The organism is Pantoea sp. SGAir0215, from assembly GCF_043543215.1.
The window spans coordinates 3,602,630-3,621,280 of the sequence record NZ_CP028031.1; the positions used below are offsets into that span (position 1 = coordinate 3,602,630).

Genomic DNA, 18,651 nt, shown 5'->3' on the forward strand with positions numbered 1-18,651 from the left:
TGTCCTGGCTCGGGCTATCTCACTTACCCGTTTCGCCCCCGGCAGTGCTCGCAATCCTCACGTACTTCAGTACGCTCCGGTTGCTGTGCGCTGGCGGTGGCAAAACGGACTGCGCCGATTACGCCCTTACATCAGACAATCTTTGACATTCTTAATGGGTAAGTTTTCACACCTACCCGCTCATCAATCTTTAAATTACCAGCAGCAGCGCCAGCACAACGACGGCACCAACGCTCATCGACGCGACATACCAGCGCAAATACCCGTTTTCACTGACCACCAGACCTTTATTGGCGATACGTGAAAGCAACGCAGGCAGGTTCATCAGGCCGTTAAGAGGATCGCGTTTTAACAACCACGCAATGCCCAGATACGGTTTGACGAAGACTTTGTCGTAGAGCCAGTCAAAGCCCCAGGCGGCGAACCACCAGGTGCCTAAGAAACGGCCCGGCGCACTGTTGGCCACGCTGCTGACCAGCTGACGCTTGCCCAGCCAGAGGGCAGCGGCGATAACGATGCCCGCAACCGCGACCAGGCCGGACGCGATCTCCAGCGTGACTTTACCGTTCTCACCAAACTCATTGGCCGGTAAAACGCCCGCCAGCGGTGGGGTAATTAATGCCCCCACAAACGTTGAGAGCACCAGCAACACAATCAGTGGCAGATGATGGGTAATGCCTTTGCCCGCGTGTGCATGGATTTTCTCTTCGCCGTGGAAGACGATAAAGATCATGCGGAAGGTGTAGATTGAGGTCAGGAACGCCCCTACCAGACCCGCGACCATCAGGTTCAAATGGCCGTTCGCCAGTGCACCAAACAGGATTTCATCTTTACTGTAGAAACCGGCGGTAATCAGCGGCAATGCGGCCAGGGCAGCACCGCCGACCAGGAAGCAGGCGTACACCAGTGGGATGCTTTTACGCAGTCCGCCCATCTTAAAGATGTTCTGCTCGTGGTGGCAGGCCAGGATAACCGAACCTGAGGACAGGAACAGCAAGGCTTTAAAGAAGGCATGGGTCATCAGGTGGAAAATGGCGGCATCCCACGCCTGCACACCCAGCGCCAGGAACATGTAGCCGATCTGACTCATGGTAGAGTAAGCCAGTACACGTTTGATATCCGTCTGGACCAGAGCAGCAAAACCCGCCAGTACCAGCGTAATCGCACCGATAATGCCGACCAGATGCAGCACTTCAGGCGTCAACAGGAACAGGCCGTGGGTACGGGCAATCAGGTAAACCCCTGCCGTCACCATGGTGGCGGCGTGAATCAGCGCGGAAACCGGCGTCGGACCTGCCATCGCATCGGCCAGCCAGGTCTGAAGCGGCAGCTGCGCAGACTTACCTACTGCGCCACCCAACAGCATCAGCGTGGCCCATTGCAGCATGTGGTTGTCCGCCGCAAAGTGTGCCGGAGCCAGCTCCGCCATTTCGCGGAAGTTGAGCGTACTCAGTTCGTTGTAAAGGATGAACAACGCAAATGCCAGGAAGACATCACCGACGCGCGTGATGATGAATGCCTTCATCGCCGCCTTGCCGTTTTCCGGATTGCTGTAATAGAAGCCGATCAGAAGATAGGAGCACAGCCCTACCCCTTCCCAACCCAGATACATCAGCATCAGGTTATCCGCCAGAACCAGAACAACCATGCTGGCGATAAACAGGTTGGTATAAGCGAAGAAGCGTGAATATCCCTCTTCTCCACGCATATACCACGAGGCGAACATATGGATCAGGAAGCCGACACCGGTCACCACCGACAGCATGGTGAGCGACAGGCCATCCAGCGTCAGATTGACCTGAATATTAAAATTGCCGACATGAATCCAGGTCCACAGCGCCTGAGTGAAGACCTGCTGCCCGTGGGCAAAGAAGTCGAAACCCACAAACACCGTGGTGAGCGCAGCCAGCCCGACCGATCCCATGCCCACGGTCGCGGACAAGTTTTCTGACCAGCGGCCACGGGAGAACGCTAACAGCAGAAAGCCGATTAGCGGAAATAAGACAGTTAAATAGAGAAGGTTCATCCGCGCATCTCGCTCACAGTATCAATGTTCAGCGTCTGACGACGACGATAGAGCTGAAGCAGCAGGGCCAGCCCAATACTGGCTTCCGCTGCGGCGAGACTGATAGCCAGAATATACATCACCTGACCGTCAGCCTGTCCCCAGTAGCTGCCTGCAACAACCAGCGCCAGCGCCGCGGCATTGATCATGATTTCCAGGCTTATCAGCATAAACAGCAGATTACGGCGCAACACCAGCGAGGTCAGCCCCAGCACAAACAGCACCGCCGCCAGAATCAATCCATGTTGTAAGGGAATCATGCTTGCTCCTTATTCGCCTGCGCGGCATCGTTTGAACGGTTGCTCAGGACTTCGCCCTGGCGCTCTTCGCGGCCCAGGTGGAAAGCCACAACCAGGCCGGCCAGCAGCAGCATTGATGCCAGTTCAACCGCCAGCACATACGGGCCAAACAGACTGATGCCCACCGCTTTCGCATCGATAATTTTGCCGTCAATGCCCTGGTCATGTGCCGTCATGATGGCGTAGATCATCACTGCCAGCAGCAGCAACGAAACCAGGCCCGGACCAATCCACAACGACGGACTTAACCATTCACGCTCCTGTTTCTGCGTGGCTTTGCCCAGGTTAAGCATCATCACAACGAACACGAACAGCACCATGATGGCACCGGCATACACAATAATTTCCAGCGCACCTGCAAAGTAGGCACCCAGAGAGAAGAAGACGCCAGCCACCGATAACAGCGAAACGATCAGGTACAGCAACGCATGTACCGGATTAGTGTGGGTGATCACGCGCAACGTCGTCACCACCGCCACCAGTCCGCAAAGATAAAACGCAAATTCCATGCCCTGCTCCTTAAGGTAGTAAGCCTTTGACGTCGATAGGTTTCGCTTCGTTCTCTGCGTCACCCTTATCTTTACCGTCAATTGCCATACCTGCCATACGGTAGAAGTTGTACTCCGGATATTTACCCGGCCCCGAGATCAACAGGTCTTCTTTTTCGTATACCAGATCCTGACGCTTGAACTCGCCCAGTTCGAAATCCGGCGTCAGCTGGATAGCGGTGGTTGGGCAGGCCTCTTCGCACAGGCCGCAGAAAATGCAGCGTGAGAAGTTGATACGGAAGAACTCTGGATACCAGCGGCCGTCTTTGGTTTCCGCTTTTTGCAGCGAAATACAGCCTACCGGACAGGCTACCGCACACAGGTTACAGGCAACACAACGCTCTGCACCATCAGGATCGCGGGTCAACACAATACGGCCACGGTAACGCGGTGGCAGGTAGACCGGCTCTTCTGGATACATCTGGGTTTCGCGTTTCGCGAAGGCGTGCATGCCAATCATCCAGATACTGCGCACTGTCGTGCCGAAGCCTACGACAATATCTTTTAACGTCATTTGTTACCCCTTACTGCGCTGTATAAAGAATCACTGCGGCGGTCGCCAGCAGGTTCAACAGCGTCAACGGCAGACACACTTTCCAGCCGAACGACAGCACCTGGTCATAGCGTGGACGCGGAAGCGCAGCACGAATCAGGATGAACATCATCATAAAGAACGCCGTTTTCAGGGCGAACCAGATGAACGGCGGCAGGAAAGGCCCGTGCCAGCCACCAAAGAACAGCGTCACAATCAGCGCTGAAACGGTGGTAATCGCGACATATTCGCCGACAAAGAACAGACCAAATTTCATACCGGCATATTCAATGTGGTAACCGTCAGCCAGTTCCTGCTCGGCTTCGGGCTGGTCAAACGGATGGCGGTGACAAACGGCCACGCCCGCGATACAGAAGGTCACAAACCCAAAGAACTGCGGGATGATGTTCCACAGATGCGTCTGACTGTTGACGATATCGGTCATGTTGAACGAACCCGCCTGCGCTACCACGCCCATCAGTGACAGCCCCAGGAACACTTCGTAACTCAAGGTCTGCGCAGAGGCACGCATCGCACCTAACAGCGAGTATTTGTTATTACTCGACCAGCCCGCAAACAGCACGGCATACACAGCCAGGCCCGCCATCATCAGGAAGAACAGCAACCCGATATTAAGATCGGTCACCACCCAGGTCGGTGAAACCGGGACGATAGCAAAGGCCAGCAGCAGGGAAACAAACGCGATGACCGGCGCCAGCGTAAAGATAAAGCGATCGGTGAACGGGGGAACCCAGTCCTCTTTAAAGAACATCTTGATCATGTCAGCAACCAGCTGCAACGATCCGCTCCAGCCCACACGATTTGGCCCATAGCGGTTCTGAAACAGGCCGAGCAAACGACGCTCGGCGAAGCTCATAAACGCACCGCAGGCCACCACGACCAGTAAAATCACCAGCGCTTTACCAATGGCGATCAGAATGTCGATAACATCCGGTGTTAACCAGCTCATTGCGCCGCCTCCTGCAGAGAATCAATTTTTGCATTCGCCAGGAAGGGCGGGACACCCGGCATACCGAGTGGAAGCCCAACCTGCCCTGCCTGCAAAGAAGCCGAGAAACGCACTGGCAAACGTACGGTTTCACCTGCACAGGTTAATTCCACCGCTGCACCGTTATTCACGCCCAGCTTCGCGGCATCTTCCGGGTTCAGAACCAGGGTTGGTGCCGACATGCGCTGCTGGATAACCGGCGCACGCTGCGTCATTTCTTCACTTCCGAATAACTGGTAGTAAGGCGCGACGCGGAACTGACCTTGCGTGGCATAGGCTTCTGGCACGCTGCTGAACCAGGCAAGCTGCGCATCGCTGGCTTCGAACAAACGCACACCGGGATCGCCATGACGCAGTTTCCCGCCCACTTCATCCTGGAATTTGTTCCACGCCTGCGGTGAGTTCCAGCCTGGTGCCCACGCAAACGGAATTTGCGAACGCGGTGCGCTCGGCTGGTTGTTTCCTTCCATCGAGAAGGCAAACATGGTGTCCTGATCCTGCGGCTGACGCGGCTCATGCACGCTGATATTCGCGCGCGCAGCAGTACGCCCACTGGCACGGTGCGGAGAACGCGCCAGCTTCTGACCACGAATACGGAAGCTGGCATCCGGCGCCGCATCCTTGATCCCTTTCAGTTGTGGCAGACTTGCCACAACGGCATCAATGACATGGTCCAGTTGCGTCCAGTCAACGTGACGGCTTTCCAGCGCGCTGTGCAGCGAGTGCAACCAGCGCCAGCTTTCCAGCATCACAATGCTGTTATCGTAGTAGGCAGGATCGTACACCTGGAAGAAGCGCTGTGCGCGGCCCTCATGGTTAATTGACGTACCGTCGCTTTCGGCAAAACTGGCGGCGGAAAGCACCAGTCCGGCTTTTTCCACCGTGGCGGTGCGCTGATGATCGACCACAATCACGTTAGCCGCATGGTTCAGCGCCGCATCGACCTGCGCTTTTGGCGCATGGCGATACAAATCGTTTTCCAGCACCACGACCGCATCGGCTTCGCCATTCTGCAGTTGTTCCAGTGCCTGATCCAGCGTATTGCCACCCATCAGGCCCAGGCCCATGCTGTTAGCATGAGCAGCCAGCAGGGTGATACCGACGTCTGCACCGCGCGCTTTCAGGGCTTTGGCCACGTTCGCGGCCGCTTCGATCATGGCACTGCTGCCTGAATGCACACCGGAAATGATTAGCGGTTTTTTGGCACCGGCCAGCGCCTGTACCACCACATCCAGCTTACCGTTCAGCGCACTGTCGAAATCGCTGACGGCTGGCGCACTGTCGTCCAGCGCGTGGGCAATCGCAAAGCCAAGACGCGCCTGTTCTTCAACCGGGGCACGGTAGCTCCACGCCGCGATGTCGTCCAGACGGGTTTCATCGACGTTGGTGACAAATAACGGATGCTTAGCGTGCTGACCGATATTGAGGATCGCGGCGATCTGCCAGTCTGCGACTTTCTGCGCAGCGGCCATTTCGCGGGCTTTGCCTTTTACTGCCTGACGCACTGACAGGGCCACGCGTGCGCCAACCTGTGTCAGGTCTTCGCCTAACACCAGCACCGCGTCGTAGCTCTCGATCTCGCGCAGTGAAGGCGTATAAATGCCGCCTTCACGCAGCACTTTCAGCAGCAGTTCAAGACGCGCCTGTTCGCCCGCGGGCATACCGGTAGAGAAGTTTTCCGCACCGACCAGTTCGCGCAGAGCAAAGTTACTTTCGATGCTGGCACGCGGCGAACCAATACCAATGACGCGCTTCGCCTGACGCAGGACATCGGCTCCGGCGTTAACGGCCTGTTCGGCATTCAGCTTCACGCTGTCGTTGCCACGCAACTGGACCGGATGGCGAGGACGATCTTTCAGATTGACATAACCGTAGCCAAAGCGACCACGATCACACAGGAAGTAGTGGTTAACGCTGCCGTTATAGCGGTTTTCGATACGACGCAGTTCGCCGTAGCGCTCACCGGGGCTGGTGTTACAGCCTACGCTGCACTGCTGACAGATGCTTGGCGCGAACTGCATATCCCATTTACGGTTATAGCGTTCGGAGTGAGTTTTATCGGTGAACACGCCGGTCGGGCAGATTTCGACCAGGTTACCGGAAAACTCGCTTTCCAGCGTGCCGTCTTCCGGACGACCAAAATACACGTTGTCGTGCGCACCATACACGCCCAGATCTTTACCGTCGGCATAATCTTTGTAGTAACGCACGCAGCGGTAGCAGGCGATACAGCGGTTCATTTCGTGCGAGATGAACGGACCGAGATCCTGATTGCGGTGAGTACGTTTGGTGAAGCGATAGCGGCGGAAGCTGTGGCCTGTCATGACCGTCATATCCTGAAGATGACAGTTACCGCCCTCTTCACATACCGGACAGTCATGTGGGTGGTTAGTCATTAACCACTCCACCACGCTTTCACGGAACTCTTTCGCTTCGCCATCATCAATTGAGATGAAGGTGCCATCGGACGCCGGTGTCATACAGGACATGACAAGGCGGCCGCGGGTGTCTTCAGCGTTCTGGAATTGCTTCACCGCACACTGGCGGCAGGCACCCACGCTTCCCAGCGCCGGATGCCAGCAAAAATAAGGAATATCAAGGCCCAGAGACAGACATGCCTGTAGCAGGTTGTCCGCTCCGTTCACATCATATTCTTTACCGTCTACATGGATTGTAGCCATAGTGACATGCTTCCGTCAGGCTCGTCAGAAACGAGCGTTAATCAAATTCTTGCCCCTGCACACTGCAACAGGGACGGCGGCACAGGGCCAGCTCCCGTGGATAACGGCGAATTACCAGCGCGCTTTCAGCAGGTTTGGCTGAATACCGCCGATAGATCGGGTATTGCCAAACACCTGCGGCGCAATGCCGGCTTCAAACTCTTCACGGAAATATTTAATGGCGCTCTGCAGCGGCTCGACCGCACCCGGCGCGTGGGCACAGAAGGTTTTGCCCGGGCCAAGCTGGCGGCAAAGCTGCTCCAGGGTCTCAATGTCCCCCGGCTGGCCTTTTTTTTGCTCCAGCGCGCGCAGAATCTTCACGCTCCACGGCAGGCCATCACGGCATGGCGTACACCAACCGCAGGATTCGCGGGCAAAGAACTCTTCCAGGTTACGCACCAGTGAAACCATGTTGATTTCATGGTCAACGGCCATTGCCAGAGCGGTACCCAGACGGCTGCCGGCTTTACCAATGCTGGCAAATTCCATGGGCAGATCGAGGTGCTGCTCCGTTAAAAAGTCGGTCCCCGCGCCGCCCGGCTGCCAGGCTTTAAAACGCAGGCCGTCGCGCATACCGCCGGCATAATCCTCAAGGATTTCGCGTGCGGTGATGCCAAATGGCAGTTCCCACACCCCAGGGTTTTTCACCCGGCCGGAGAAGCCCATCAGTTTCGTACCGGCGTCGTCGCTTTTTGACAGACCTTTGTACCACTCGACGCCGTTGGCCAGAATAGCCGGCACGTTCGACAGCGTTTCAACGTTGTTCACGCAGGTCGGCTTGCCCCACACGCCCGCGCTTGCCGGGAAAGGCGGCTTGGAACGTGGGTTGGCACGGCGACCTTCCAGGGAGTTAATCAGTGCCGTTTCTTCACCGCAGATATAACGTCCCGCACCGGTGTGGACGAACAGTTCAAAATCAAAACCGGTACCCAGAATGTTTTTGCCCAACAGGCCTGCTTCAGTGGCTTCCGCAATCGCACGACGCAGATGCACTGCGGCTTCAATGTATTCGCCGCGCAGAAAGATGTAGCCCCGGTAAGCTTTCAGGGCAAACGCACTGATTAGCATGCCTTCCACCAACTGATGCGGCATCTGTTCCATCAACAGGCGGTCTTTATACGTGCCAGGCTCCATTTCATCGGCGTTACACAGCAGGTAACGGATGTTCATGGATTCATCTTTCGGCATCAGGCTCCACTTCAGGCCCGTCGAGAACCCGGCACCGCCGCGCCCTTTCAGGCCGGAATCTTTTACCAGTGAGACGATTTCGTCAGGTGCCATCCCTTTCAGGGCTTTTTCCGCGCCGGCATAGCCGTTTTTGCTGCGATACTCATCAAGCCATACCGGCTGCTGATCCTCGCGCATGCGCCAGGTCAGGGGATGGGTTTCAGCAGTACTAATTATCTGTTTGATTGTCATTGATACTGCTCCAGCAAAGAGGCGATGCCTTCCGGCGTCAGATGAACGTGGGTATCTTCATCCACCATCATGGTTGGACCTTTATCACAGTTACCCAGGCAACAGGTCGGCAGTAAGGTAAAGCGACCGTCGGTTGTCGTCTGGCCAGGCTTAATATTCAGGTTTTCTTCCAGTGCCGCCTGAATCCCCTGAAAACCGGTGATGTGGCACACCACGCTGTCGCAGTAGCGAATCACGTGGCGGCCAACAGGCTGACGGAAAATCTGACTATAGAACGTTGCCACGCCTTCTACGTCGCTGGCAGGAATCCCTAACACTTCTGCAATCGCATGGATCGCACCGTCAGGCACCCAGCCGCGCTGCTTCTGCACAATTTTCAGTGCTTCAATGGAGGCAGCGCGCGCATCTTCGTAATGGTGTTTTTCGTGCTCAATCGCATGGTGCTCTTCCGCACTCAGCACGAAGACCTCGTTAGGGTCGATCGTTTTAATAGCAATGTGTTGATCGTGCATAATTAGCGGTCCACGTCTGACATAACAAAGTCGATACTACCGAGGTATACGATCAGGTCGGATACCAGGCTGCCACGGATTACCGATGGAATCTGCTGCAGGTGCGGGAAGCTCGGTGTACGCACACGCGTGCGGTAACTCATCGTGCTGCCGTCGCTGGTCAGGTAGTAACTGTTGATCCCTTTGGTCGCCTCAATCATCTGGAAAGATTCGTTGGCCGGCATGACCGGGCCCCAGGAAACCTGCAGGAAGTGGGTGATCAGGGTTTCAATGTGCTGCAGCGTACGCTCTTTCGGTGGCGGCGTGGTTAACGGATGATCCGCCTTAAACGGCCCTTCCGGCATGTTGTTCAGGCACTGCTCCAGGATACGCAGCGACTGCCACATCTCTTCCATTTTCAGTTGTACGCGCGTATAGGCATCACTGATGCCGGCGCCCACAGGAACCTCAAAATCGAAGTTTTCATAGCCTGAGTAGGGGCGCCATTTACGCACGTCAAAATCGAGACCCGTTGCACGTAGTGCGGCACCGGTTGTGCCCCAGGCCAGCGCTTCTTCCATGTTATAGGCGGCTACGCCCTGCGAACGGCCCATCAGTACGGTATTGCGCAGCGCCGCTTTGTCATACTCTTTCAGACGTTTTGGCATCCAGTCCAGGAAGTCACGCAGCAGGCGTTCCCAGCCTTTCGGCAGGTCATGTGCGACGCCGCCAATACGGAACCAGGCCGGATGCATACGGAAACCAGTAATCGCCTCCACCACGTCATAAATTTTCTGGCGGTCGGTAAAGGCAAAGAACACCGGCGTCATGGCCCCGACGTCCTGAATAAAGGTGGAGATGTACAGCAGGTGACTGTTGATGCGGAACAGCTCTGAAAGCATCACGCGGATTACGTTAACGCGATCGGGCACCACGATGCCGGCCAGTTTTTCTACCGCCAGCACATAAGGCATTTCGTTGACGCAGCCACCGAGGTATTCGATGCGGTCAGTGTAGGGAATATAGCTGTGCCAGGACTGACGCTCGCCCATCTTCTCGGCACCACGGTGGTGATAACCAATATCCGGAACGCAGTCGACAATCTCTTCACCATCCAGCTGCAAAATGATGCGGAACGCACCGTGCGCGGAGGGGTGGTTAGGACCCAGGTTAAGGAACATGAAGTCTTCACTGGCAGTACTGCGTTTCATGCCCCAGTCTTCTGGCTTGAACGTCAGCGCTTCCATTTCCAGATCTTCTTTCTGTTTGGTCAGCGTGAAAGGATCGAATTCGGTGGCGCGCGCAGGGTAATCCTTACGCAGCGGGTGCCCTTCCCACGTCTGCGGCATCATGATGCGGGTCAGGTGCGGGTGACCGTCAAAAGTGATGCCGAACATCTCCCAGGTTTCGCGCTCATACCAGTTCGCATTGGCGAAAATTTTCGTGATGGTCGGCACGTGCATATCGTTTTCAGACAATGCCACCTTGAGCATGATGTCGCGATTGCGTTCAATCGAAAGCAGGTGGTAGAAAACGGAAAAATCCGCGGCAGGTAACCCGGCGCGGTGGGTGCGTAAACGTTCGTCCATACCATGCAGGTCATAGAGCATGACGTAAGGCTTGGGTAATTTACGCAGGAAAGTGATGATTTCCAGTAGCTGTTCACGCTTAACCCATACCACCGGAATCCCGGTACGTGTTGCCTGAACAGTAAAGGCATCCGGCCCAAAACGATTACGCAATTCGCCAATTACCGGGTCATCCAGATGATCCCGGGTTTGCCATAGCGGCTGAGCGAGATCTTGCGTGGTCAAATCTGTCATACGTTACTCACCATTCCGGCCTGCTAACAGGCGCTCAAATGAAGGCGTCAGGATGGTGCCATGCATTAATTTGTGTATTGTCGCTGCAGGCACTGATTCCATCCATACGGTTAACTTAAACTTCGTCTGGTGTACGCAGGTTGGTTACTGCAATACGCTCGCCACGCTTACGTTCACGCTCAGACTGCATATTGGCACGGTAAACGCCCTGATCGCCGACCACCCAGGACAGAGGACGACGCTCTTTACCAATCGACTCCTGCAGTAACAGCAGAGCCTGCATGTAGGCTTCAGGACGCGGTGGGCAACCTGGAATGTAAACGTCAACCGGCAGGAATTTATCCACGCCCTGCACGACAGAATAGATATCGTACATGCCGCCTGAGTTAGCACAGGCCCCCATGGAAATGACCCATTTCGGCTCCAGCATCTGATCGTACAAACGCTGAATCACCGGGGCCATTTTAGTGAACGGCGTACCGGCAATAACCATAAAGTCGGCCTGACGCGGTGAGGCACGCATAACCTCAGCACCAAAACGCGCCACATCGTGCACGGCGGTGAAGGAGGTGGTCATCTCAACGTAGCAGCAGGAAAGACCAAAGTTGTAGGGCCACAGGGAATTCTTACGTCCCCAGTTCACCATGTCGTGCAGGGCATGTTCGAGCTTGCCCATGTAAACGCTGCGATGAACGTGCTGCTCCAGCGGATCGCTGACGATTTCCTGCTTTTGCAGAGGGTAACGGTCGTTCTCACCACCGTTCGGGTCTATGCGGGTGAGCGTATAGTCCATCTTATTGCCTCTCTTTTACTGCTTGTGAGGATTGGTGTGACTTACCGTGGGAGTTTTAACCACGATTCGGCGGCGTGCAGGAGTCCAGTCCAACGCGCCAATGCGCACCAGATAAACCAGGCCCGCCAGGAGCACCAAAATGAAAATTGCGGCTTCCACAAAGCCGACCCATCCACTTTCACGGATTGAGGTCGCCCATGCGTATAAAAAGAGAGCTTCGACGTCGAAAATAACGAAGAACATCGCCACCAGGTAGAATTTGGCGGATAAGCGGATGTGAGTATCACCCACGGATTCAATGCCGGATTCGAAAGGCGTGTCTTTATGACGGGCACGAGCTCTGCCGCCTAACAGCCATCCTCCGGTCAACATAAACGCACAGAGGCCAAATGCGATGACGATAAAAACGATGAATGCCCAATGCTGAGCGATGATTTCGGTGGTAGTTGACATACTCATTGCTTACTCATCAAAAGTGGCGCTGGCATCCTGCTCTGGTTCTGGCAGCAAACTCACCACATCGATTCAAAGGGAAGGATAAAAACCTTACAAATTTTGCTGTTACTGTGCAATAAGCAGCAATTTTATGTGGTTTTTTACTCCTTTCTATAACCTTTTGTCAACTTTGACAAAAGTATCCAAACATTATTTTACACCTGCATCATATTATTAACATATGACGCGCGTGTTTCCAGCTAAATCGCTTCAGTCTGTAGGGGTAATTTCAGTGTAGCGGGTATTTCAACGTGTGGATCGCGTTATCAACGCGCATAGTTTGACAGGATTCGGCGGGATTGCCTTGCTTTTAGAAGGGCTATTTTGTTGATCCAGAACACAGAATTATCATTTTTGTGTTAAATTTAATCAGTTATCAGCCTGATTCGCATCAACAAATCTCCACTTCGTGCTTTCCCTTCCCCACTCGCCCTGTTGACCAGAGTATGAACAGGTAATTGACAGAACAGGACTGAAAAAGAAAACCACGGGTCAGAAAAGCAGCAAAAAAAAGCCTCTTGTTCCGGTTACAGAACAAAAGGCGCATTTACTCAGATTAACGTGCCGGCAGATTTCGCATTTTTTGCGAAAGAAGACGGGATTTACTCTTCGTCGTCCAGCAGTAAGGCACCATCGGCATTGCCGATCATGTTGTAGGGATCGTGGGTAGACTGCATGGCGTTGAAAATGGCCAGCGCCAGTTCGTTGTCGTTGTCCGCGTTGCGGCACAGCAGATACTGAGTATCTGGCAGCACCGGTAATCCTTCTGCTGCACCCATTACGCGCAGTTCAGGGCTCATCATCTCCACCGGACGCGCGGTCACGCCTAAACCAGCTTTAACGGCAGCACGCACCGCTGCCAGCGTTGAAGCGACGTAAGAGATGCGCCAGGGAATGCCTGCTTCGTTCAGATGGTCAATCGCCATATCACGGTAAGGGCTGGGTTCATCCAGCAATACCAGTGGGATCGCTTCCCCACGCTGGAACACATAGTCCGCTGCGCAATACCACAGGGTTGGCGATGTCCGCAGTACCTGATGTGTAAAGTTACCCGGACTGGAGGTGGTAACAACCAGATCGACTTCGCCCTGATTCAGCATTTCCATCATAAATGGATTGCGTTTCACACGAACGTCAATGGCCAGTTTGGGATAAACAGAGGTAACGCGGTTTAACAGGAACGGCAGAATGGTATCGGACGTATCGTCTGACGCCCCGATTGTCAGAACGCCCTGAATATTGCTGTACATCAGCGATGTGCAGGCTTCATCGTTAAAACGCAGAATTTTTCTGGCATAACCCAGAAGCTGAATGCCATGTTCTGTTAATAATTTGTTGCGGCCATGCCTGGCAAACAACTCTTTACCGACCAGTTGTTCCAGACGCTGCATCTGCTGACTTACTGCCGATTGCGTTCTGCATACCGCAGCAGCCGCGGCTGCAAAGGTGTTTAAATCCGCAACAGCAACAAAAGTTCGAAGCAGATCGAGATCGAGATTAAGTATCGGACGATTTGCATTAGTCATGTTTTTCTTCACTTATTAGAGTTTTAAGAACTACTATCCTGGTGTTATTACAAGCTTATCAAAGCGATAAGCGGTAATGATGCTTCATGCCGTCCCAACACAGGGCCGACATAAAATTTACTTACGAAGGCGCACGGCACGTTCCTGTAAAACACGGGAGCCGTGACCTGAAGACAGAGACAACTTCTGTACCGAAGGCACTGGATGCAAAATTGCGGGAAGCTGTGTAGTTGTCTTTTTCAACCCCAAAAAAGTCATTACGCCGGGGTAAATGGGTCTGTCATACACACACGCTGTATCGCGTTTAATCACATCAAATAGTAAATTATACTTAATCATTTTTGACCGCAAAATGGAAATGTTTTTATGAAAAGCATTGCAAATTTTGATCGGATCGCATTTTCCAACACATCCCGCACGTCCTGTGCGCATTCAACCCGCCCAAAAACAGTGAATAAGACTTTTAGACAGGTAAACCTGTACTAAAGATGCTCTCTGTTTTTTAGCCTGGCTTCAAAAAACGGAAAAAAGTCCTTAGAGATAAAATAGTTAACCGTATTAACGATTAATGCACGGCTGTCACACCCTACTTACGCTATGCACTATCGTGCAAAATTTATGCATCAATAAAGCATAATTAAACTATTTCATTTATGACGCATTAGGCCTGTTCTGATTTCACTATGTCGATTACGTTCCCTGTCGGCATAAAAAAAACAGCAACGCGCCAAACAAAGCCTTTTTATCAGGTAGCATAAAAAACCATTAATGATGACTCAAGCAGACTTTTAAACCATACAGGGTCATAAGCAATATGCATTACGTCGTCTGGACGGAGACAAAGATGCTGAAGACGCCAAAACCACCTCGCGCCCTTCTTTTGTGTTCGTGAGGAGAGTACATTGTGCAGGTTTGTTTTCAGCGGCAGGCAAAAGGATTCTGCATATTAAGGCGGCCAAAAATGACTTTTCAAATTGATAAATCCGGCAAACTGGACAATGTGTGTTATGACATTCGTGGGCCGGTTTTAAAAGAGGCCAAGCGCCTGGAAGAAGAAGGTAATAAAGTTCTCAAGTTGAACATCGGTAACCCCGCGCCGTTTGGCTTTGAAGCGCCCGATGAAATTCTGGTGGATGTGATCCGTAACCTGCCCAGTGCACAAGGTTATTGCGATTCCAAAGGGCTCTATTCCGCCCGAAAGGCCATCATGCAGCATTATCAGGCGCGGGATATGCGCGATGTCACAGTAGAAGATATCTACATTGGAAACGGTGTCTCAGAACTGATCGTTCAGGCGATGCAGGCGCTGCTGAACAGCGGAGATGAAATGCTGGTTCCGGCACCAGACTATCCGCTCTGGACGGCAGCCGTGTCGCTGTCGAGCGGAAAAGCCGTGCACTATTTATGTGATGAGTCCGCCGGCTGGTTCCCGGACCTGGATGATATTCGTAGCAAAATTACGCCACGCACTCGCGGCATTGTTATCATCAACCCCAATAACCCCACCGGCGCGGTTTACAGCAAAGAGCTGCTGATGGACGTGGTTGAGATAGCCCGTCAGCATAACCTGATTATATTTGCTGACGAGATCTACGATAAGATCCTCTACGATGCCGCACAGCACCACTCTATTGCCGCACTGGCACCGGACTTGTTAACGGTCACGTTTAACGGCCTGTCAAAAACCTACCGCGTGGCGGGCTTCCGTCAGGGCTGGATGGTGCTGAATGGCCCGAAAAAGCACGCAAAAGGCTATATAGAAGGGCTGGAAATGCTGGCTTCCATGCGCCTGTGCGCCAACGTTCCGGCGCAGCACGCAATTCAGACCGCCCTGGGGGGATATCAGAGCATCAGCGAGTTCATCGCACCAGGTGGTCGTCTCTACGAACAGCGTCAGCGAGCCTGGGAACTGATCAACGATATTCCCGGCGTCAGCTGTGTGAAGCCGGAGGGAGCGCTGTACATGTTCCCGAAAATTGATGCCAAAAAATTCAATATTCAGGACGACCAGAAGATGGTGCTGGACTTCCTGTTACAGGAAAAAGTGCTGCTGGTGCAGGGCACCGCGTTTAACTGGCCGTGGCCCGATCATCTGCGTATCGTAACCCTGCCGCGCGTCGATGACCTGGAAATGGCCATCAATAAGTTTGGCCGTTTCCTGCAAGGCTACCGCCAGTAGTCCTGTTGCATCTATACTGATGTCATTTTGGGGAGAGTTAACCTCTCCCCTGTCGTAAACAGGAATGACCATGACTCAAAGCCATTTCTTCGCCCACCTCTCACGCCTCAAACTGATTAACCGCTGGCCACTGATGCGTAACGTGCGGACCGAAAACGTCTCTGAACACAGTTTACAGGTGGCGATGGTCGCCCATGCGCTGGCCATCATCAAGAACAAAAAGTTTAACGGTAACCTGAATGCCGAGCGCATCGCGATGATGGCGCTGTACCATGATGCCAGTGAAGTGCTCACGGGCGATTTGCCTACCCCGGTGAAGTATTACAACGCGCAAATTGCCCATGAATACAAAAAGATTGAGAAAATCGCGCAGCAGAAGTTGATTGAGATGCTGCCCGAGGAGTTGCAGGACGTTTATCGCCCGCTGATTGATGAACATCTGCACAGTGAAGATGAGAAAGCGGTAGTGAAGCAGGCCGACGCACTCTGCGCCTACGTTAAATGCCTGGAAGAGTTGTCAGCAGGCAACAATGAATTCTTACTCGCCAAGGCGCGGCTGGAAAAAACCCTGACTCAGCGTCGCTCGCCTGAGATGAGCTATTTTGTTGAGGTGTTTATCCCAAGCTTTAGCCTGTCTCTGGACGAAATCTCGCAAGATACACCGCTCTGATTCGGGCGGCCCGATGCCGCCACTCTGCACTTAAGGCTGGCTGTGAAAGGCAAACTTACCCGCTGGCTGGCTGGTAATGATTAGTGACGCCAGTGAAGTCAGGCGCAGCGCCACGTCATCCAGTCGCGGTGTCTCGTCTGGCGCATTGACAGCAATGACGGCACAGCCCGCCGACAGCCCGGCGATCACGCCAGCAGGCGCATCTTCAACCACAACACAGTCGGCTGGAGACAGTTTCAGCCTTTCGGCACCCAGCAGGTAGGGATCGGGTTCAGGCTTACCCTTTGCTACCTGCTCAGCCGTAATGAAGACCGCAGGCAGAGGCAGGCCCGCCGCTTTGTGGCGGGCATGAGCCACTGGCACAGAACCTGAAGTAACAATCGCCCAAGGGATCTGCAGTTCATTAAGCTGAGTGAGCAGCGCCAGGGCACCTGGTAACGCCTTCACACCGTCCGTATCTTCCGCTTCCGTTTTTTCCAGTGCCAGGAACTCGGCCTGAATCGCGGCCTCTGACTGACCGGCCATAAAATGACGCAGGGAGGTGATTGCCTGTTTACCGTGAATGAAGTCCAGAATCTCATCAGCCGCAATGCCATGACGTGCGCCCCAGTTAGACCAGGCACGTTCAACCGCCGGTAATGAATCCACTAAGGTGCCGTCTAAATCAAACAAAAAACCACTGTACTCCACACGTCACTCCTCATCAGGCGTTAATGATTTGCGCAATCTCGTTTACGCTTAAATGGTACTGGCGGGGACAAGTCTGCCATAAAGCCAGCATGCGTTGATACTTTTCCCACATCGGTGTTTGTGCATTGAAGCCGTGCGTGCCGGAATCAAAATGCGTGTAGCGCCCTTCCGTATTCACCATAAAGCGCACATAGCCAAGGTAGCGGGATTCCGTAGCCGCATCAAATCCCAGAAACGCCAGGCGCCGGGTATCGATCTCTCCTTCGGTTTTCAGATTAGACCAGGAAATCTGTAGCGCATGGTGCATTTCCATGATGTCGATGAGCGTACGGCAGGTGGCTTCAGAGAGTTCGCCGAACTCTTTATCCAGTTCACGCATCTGCAGGCTGTAGCCGCGCTCAATAATGGTCTGATAACGCCGAAAGCGCTCCGCATTCTCAGGCTCCAGCATCGCCATCATTTTGTACTGGTTCGCCAGAATTAAGCGTTGTGCGTGGGTCATTTCCATCTTTCTCTCCCTCAGCCCAGAGGCTGTTCAGGTTTTATACGATGGAAGGATGATGACACAGGGGGAGCGATGCGGAGGTTGCCACATCGCTTTTCATTGATTTAACCACAGATTCACATGCAATATTTCGGCACGCTGCAGGTTAGAGATCGTCCAGAAAAGTCCGGTCCAGTTGCTTAAAGGCGCGCTTCAGCAGATCGGCAAGCGCCTGATAGGTTGGCGTGCCTTCAACCGGCGCAATCGCCTGCCCTGCGGCTTCCAGTTTGGTGCGCACGTCATGAAACCAGCGCAGAAGCGTCGGCGGCAGTGGCGTGACCGAACGTTTGCCCAGCCACCACAATCCCTGCATCGGTAAACTGCAGGCGAAAAGCGCTGTCGCGACGGCAGGGCCCAGTTGCCCACCCATCGCGATCTGCCAGGTCAGTGTAAACACCGCCAGCGGGGGCATAAAGCGAATGGCAAAACGCGTGGCCGTTGATACCCGGTTTTCGGGAAAGACTGGTGCCAGACGTTTATCATTGGGCCACGTCTTCATATAATGCTGTCCGCGCTGAAACATCCGGAACCAGCCCGTGTTAGATTGATTCGCCATGGCTCGCCTCAACTAATGCTGTATTTTTTGAAAAATAACTATAACGACACAACTTTACGTAACATCCTTCAAATCTTTTTGTCTTTAAAGGTGACTCCGGCTATTCTGACGCCGTTTTAGTCGCGTCAGTGTCGCAACCTTCTTTGTCACAGAGGCGATAAGACCCGTTTTAAGCGTGATTTAAAATTTATGCGTAAAAACTCAACTTTTTTTGCGTATAACGCATTATTTTGACCCGGGTATGACTTTTGTCATTAATCTGGCAGCTTCAATAGGCTACGCTGTATGTCTG

General features: G+C 53.6%; 17 protein-coding genes. 2 read left to right on the forward strand and 15 right to left on the reverse strand.

From position 1 onward, the window contains the following. Nucleotides 1–190: 190 nt before the first annotated feature. The 12 genes from nuoL to lrhA all read right to left on the reverse strand — a co-directional run bounded on the left by nuoL (nucleotide 191) and on the right by lrhA (nucleotide 13,720). Nucleotides 191–2,026 (reverse strand): NADH-quinone oxidoreductase subunit L, encoded by a 1,836-nt coding sequence (gene nuoL, locus C1N64_RS16775; RefSeq protein WP_394515013.1) that lies wholly within the window; start codon nucleotides 2,024–2,026, stop codon nucleotides 191–193. Continuing rightward, complete coding sequence (nuoK, locus tag C1N64_RS16780) at nucleotides 2,023–2,325, reverse strand: NADH-quinone oxidoreductase subunit NuoK (protein WP_028724970.1); 303 nt, start codon at nucleotides 2,323–2,325, stop codon at nucleotides 2,023–2,025. The genes nuoL and nuoK overlap by 4 nt, the downstream gene beginning before the upstream one ends. Continuing rightward, nucleotides 2,322–2,873 (reverse strand): NADH-quinone oxidoreductase subunit J, encoded by a 552-nt coding sequence (gene nuoJ / locus C1N64_RS16785; protein ID WP_006120019.1) that lies wholly within the window; start codon nucleotides 2,871–2,873, stop codon nucleotides 2,322–2,324. Before nuoJ ends, nuoK begins: the two co-directional genes overlap by 4 nt. A 10-nt stretch (nucleotides 2,874–2,883) precedes the next feature. Further along, nucleotides 2,884–3,426 carry an NADH-quinone oxidoreductase subunit NuoI gene (gene nuoI / locus C1N64_RS16790; RefSeq protein WP_006120020.1) on the reverse strand — a complete coding sequence of 181 codons (543 nt, stop codon included), beginning with the start codon at nucleotides 3,424–3,426 and terminating at the stop codon, nucleotides 2,884–2,886. 10 nt (nucleotides 3,427–3,436) lie between these two features. Then, on the reverse strand, nucleotides 3,437–4,414 hold the full coding sequence (gene nuoH, locus C1N64_RS16795; protein ID WP_394515014.1) for an NADH-quinone oxidoreductase subunit NuoH: 978 nt from the start codon (nucleotides 4,412–4,414) through the stop codon (nucleotides 3,437–3,439). Further along, on the reverse strand, nucleotides 4,411–7,134 hold the full coding sequence (gene nuoG, locus C1N64_RS16800) for an NADH-quinone oxidoreductase subunit NuoG (RefSeq protein WP_033740631.1): 2,724 nt from the start codon (nucleotides 7,132–7,134) through the stop codon (nucleotides 4,411–4,413). Before nuoG ends, nuoH begins: the two co-directional genes overlap by 4 nt. A gap of 111 nt (nucleotides 7,135–7,245) precedes the next feature. Further along, entirely contained in the window at nucleotides 7,246–8,586 is a 1,341-nt protein-coding gene (nuoF, locus tag C1N64_RS16805) for an NADH-quinone oxidoreductase subunit NuoF (protein WP_394515513.1), read from the reverse strand. 2 nt (nucleotides 8,587–8,588) lie between these two features. After that, a complete protein-coding gene (gene nuoE, locus C1N64_RS16810) occupies nucleotides 8,589–9,104 on the reverse strand; it encodes an NADH-quinone oxidoreductase subunit NuoE (RefSeq protein ID WP_006120024.1) in 516 nt (171 codons plus the stop codon). Between the two features lie 2 nt (nucleotides 9,105–9,106). Beyond that, nucleotides 9,107–10,906 carry an NADH-quinone oxidoreductase subunit C/D gene (nuoC, locus tag C1N64_RS16815; RefSeq protein ID WP_006120025.1) on the reverse strand — a complete coding sequence of 600 codons (1,800 nt, stop codon included), beginning with the start codon at nucleotides 10,904–10,906 and terminating at the stop codon, nucleotides 9,107–9,109. A 115-nt stretch (nucleotides 10,907–11,021) separates the two neighbouring features. Then, nucleotides 11,022–11,699 (reverse strand): NuoB/complex I 20 kDa subunit family protein, encoded by a 678-nt coding sequence (locus C1N64_RS16820; protein WP_006120026.1) that lies wholly within the window; start codon nucleotides 11,697–11,699, stop codon nucleotides 11,022–11,024. Between the two features lie 15 nt (nucleotides 11,700–11,714). Next, nucleotides 11,715–12,158: an NADH-quinone oxidoreductase subunit A gene (locus tag C1N64_RS16825; RefSeq protein ID WP_006120027.1), complete on the reverse strand. Its 444-nt coding sequence runs from the start codon at nucleotides 12,156–12,158 to the stop codon at nucleotides 11,715–11,717. A gap of 638 nt (nucleotides 12,159–12,796) precedes the next feature. Then, nucleotides 12,797–13,720: a transcriptional regulator LrhA gene (lrhA, locus tag C1N64_RS16830; RefSeq protein WP_033740635.1), complete on the reverse strand. Its 924-nt coding sequence runs from the start codon at nucleotides 13,718–13,720 to the stop codon at nucleotides 12,797–12,799. Between the two features lie 961 nt (nucleotides 13,721–14,681). Between lrhA and C1N64_RS16835 the strand changes: the two genes are divergently transcribed. Both C1N64_RS16835 and yfbR read left to right on the forward strand, forming a co-directional pair. Beyond that, complete coding sequence (locus C1N64_RS16835; protein WP_033740636.1) at nucleotides 14,682–15,899, forward strand: pyridoxal phosphate-dependent aminotransferase; 1,218 nt, start codon at nucleotides 14,682–14,684, stop codon at nucleotides 15,897–15,899. Nucleotides 15,900–15,969: 70 nt separating this feature from the next. Then, nucleotides 15,970–16,569, forward strand: a complete 600-nt coding sequence (gene yfbR / locus C1N64_RS16840) for a 5'-deoxynucleotidase (protein WP_058701323.1) — start codon at nucleotides 15,970–15,972, stop codon at nucleotides 16,567–16,569. Nucleotides 16,570–16,599: 30 nt separating this feature from the next. Here yfbR and C1N64_RS16845 read toward each other — a convergent pair whose 3' ends face one another. From C1N64_RS16845 to yfbV, 3 genes are all read right to left on the reverse strand, one after another. Beyond that, nucleotides 16,600–17,259 (reverse strand): sugar phosphatase, encoded by a 660-nt coding sequence (locus C1N64_RS16845; RefSeq protein ID WP_172912902.1) that lies wholly within the window; start codon nucleotides 17,257–17,259, stop codon nucleotides 16,600–16,602. A gap of 13 nt (nucleotides 17,260–17,272) precedes the next feature. Further along, nucleotides 17,273–17,767, reverse strand: a complete 495-nt coding sequence (locus C1N64_RS16850) for a YfbU family protein (protein WP_006120032.1) — start codon at nucleotides 17,765–17,767, stop codon at nucleotides 17,273–17,275. Nucleotides 17,768–17,909: 142 nt separating this feature from the next. Then, a complete protein-coding gene (yfbV, locus tag C1N64_RS16855; protein WP_006120033.1) occupies nucleotides 17,910–18,359 on the reverse strand; it encodes a terminus macrodomain insulation protein YfbV in 450 nt (149 codons plus the stop codon). Nucleotides 18,360–18,651: the final 292 nt, after the last annotated feature.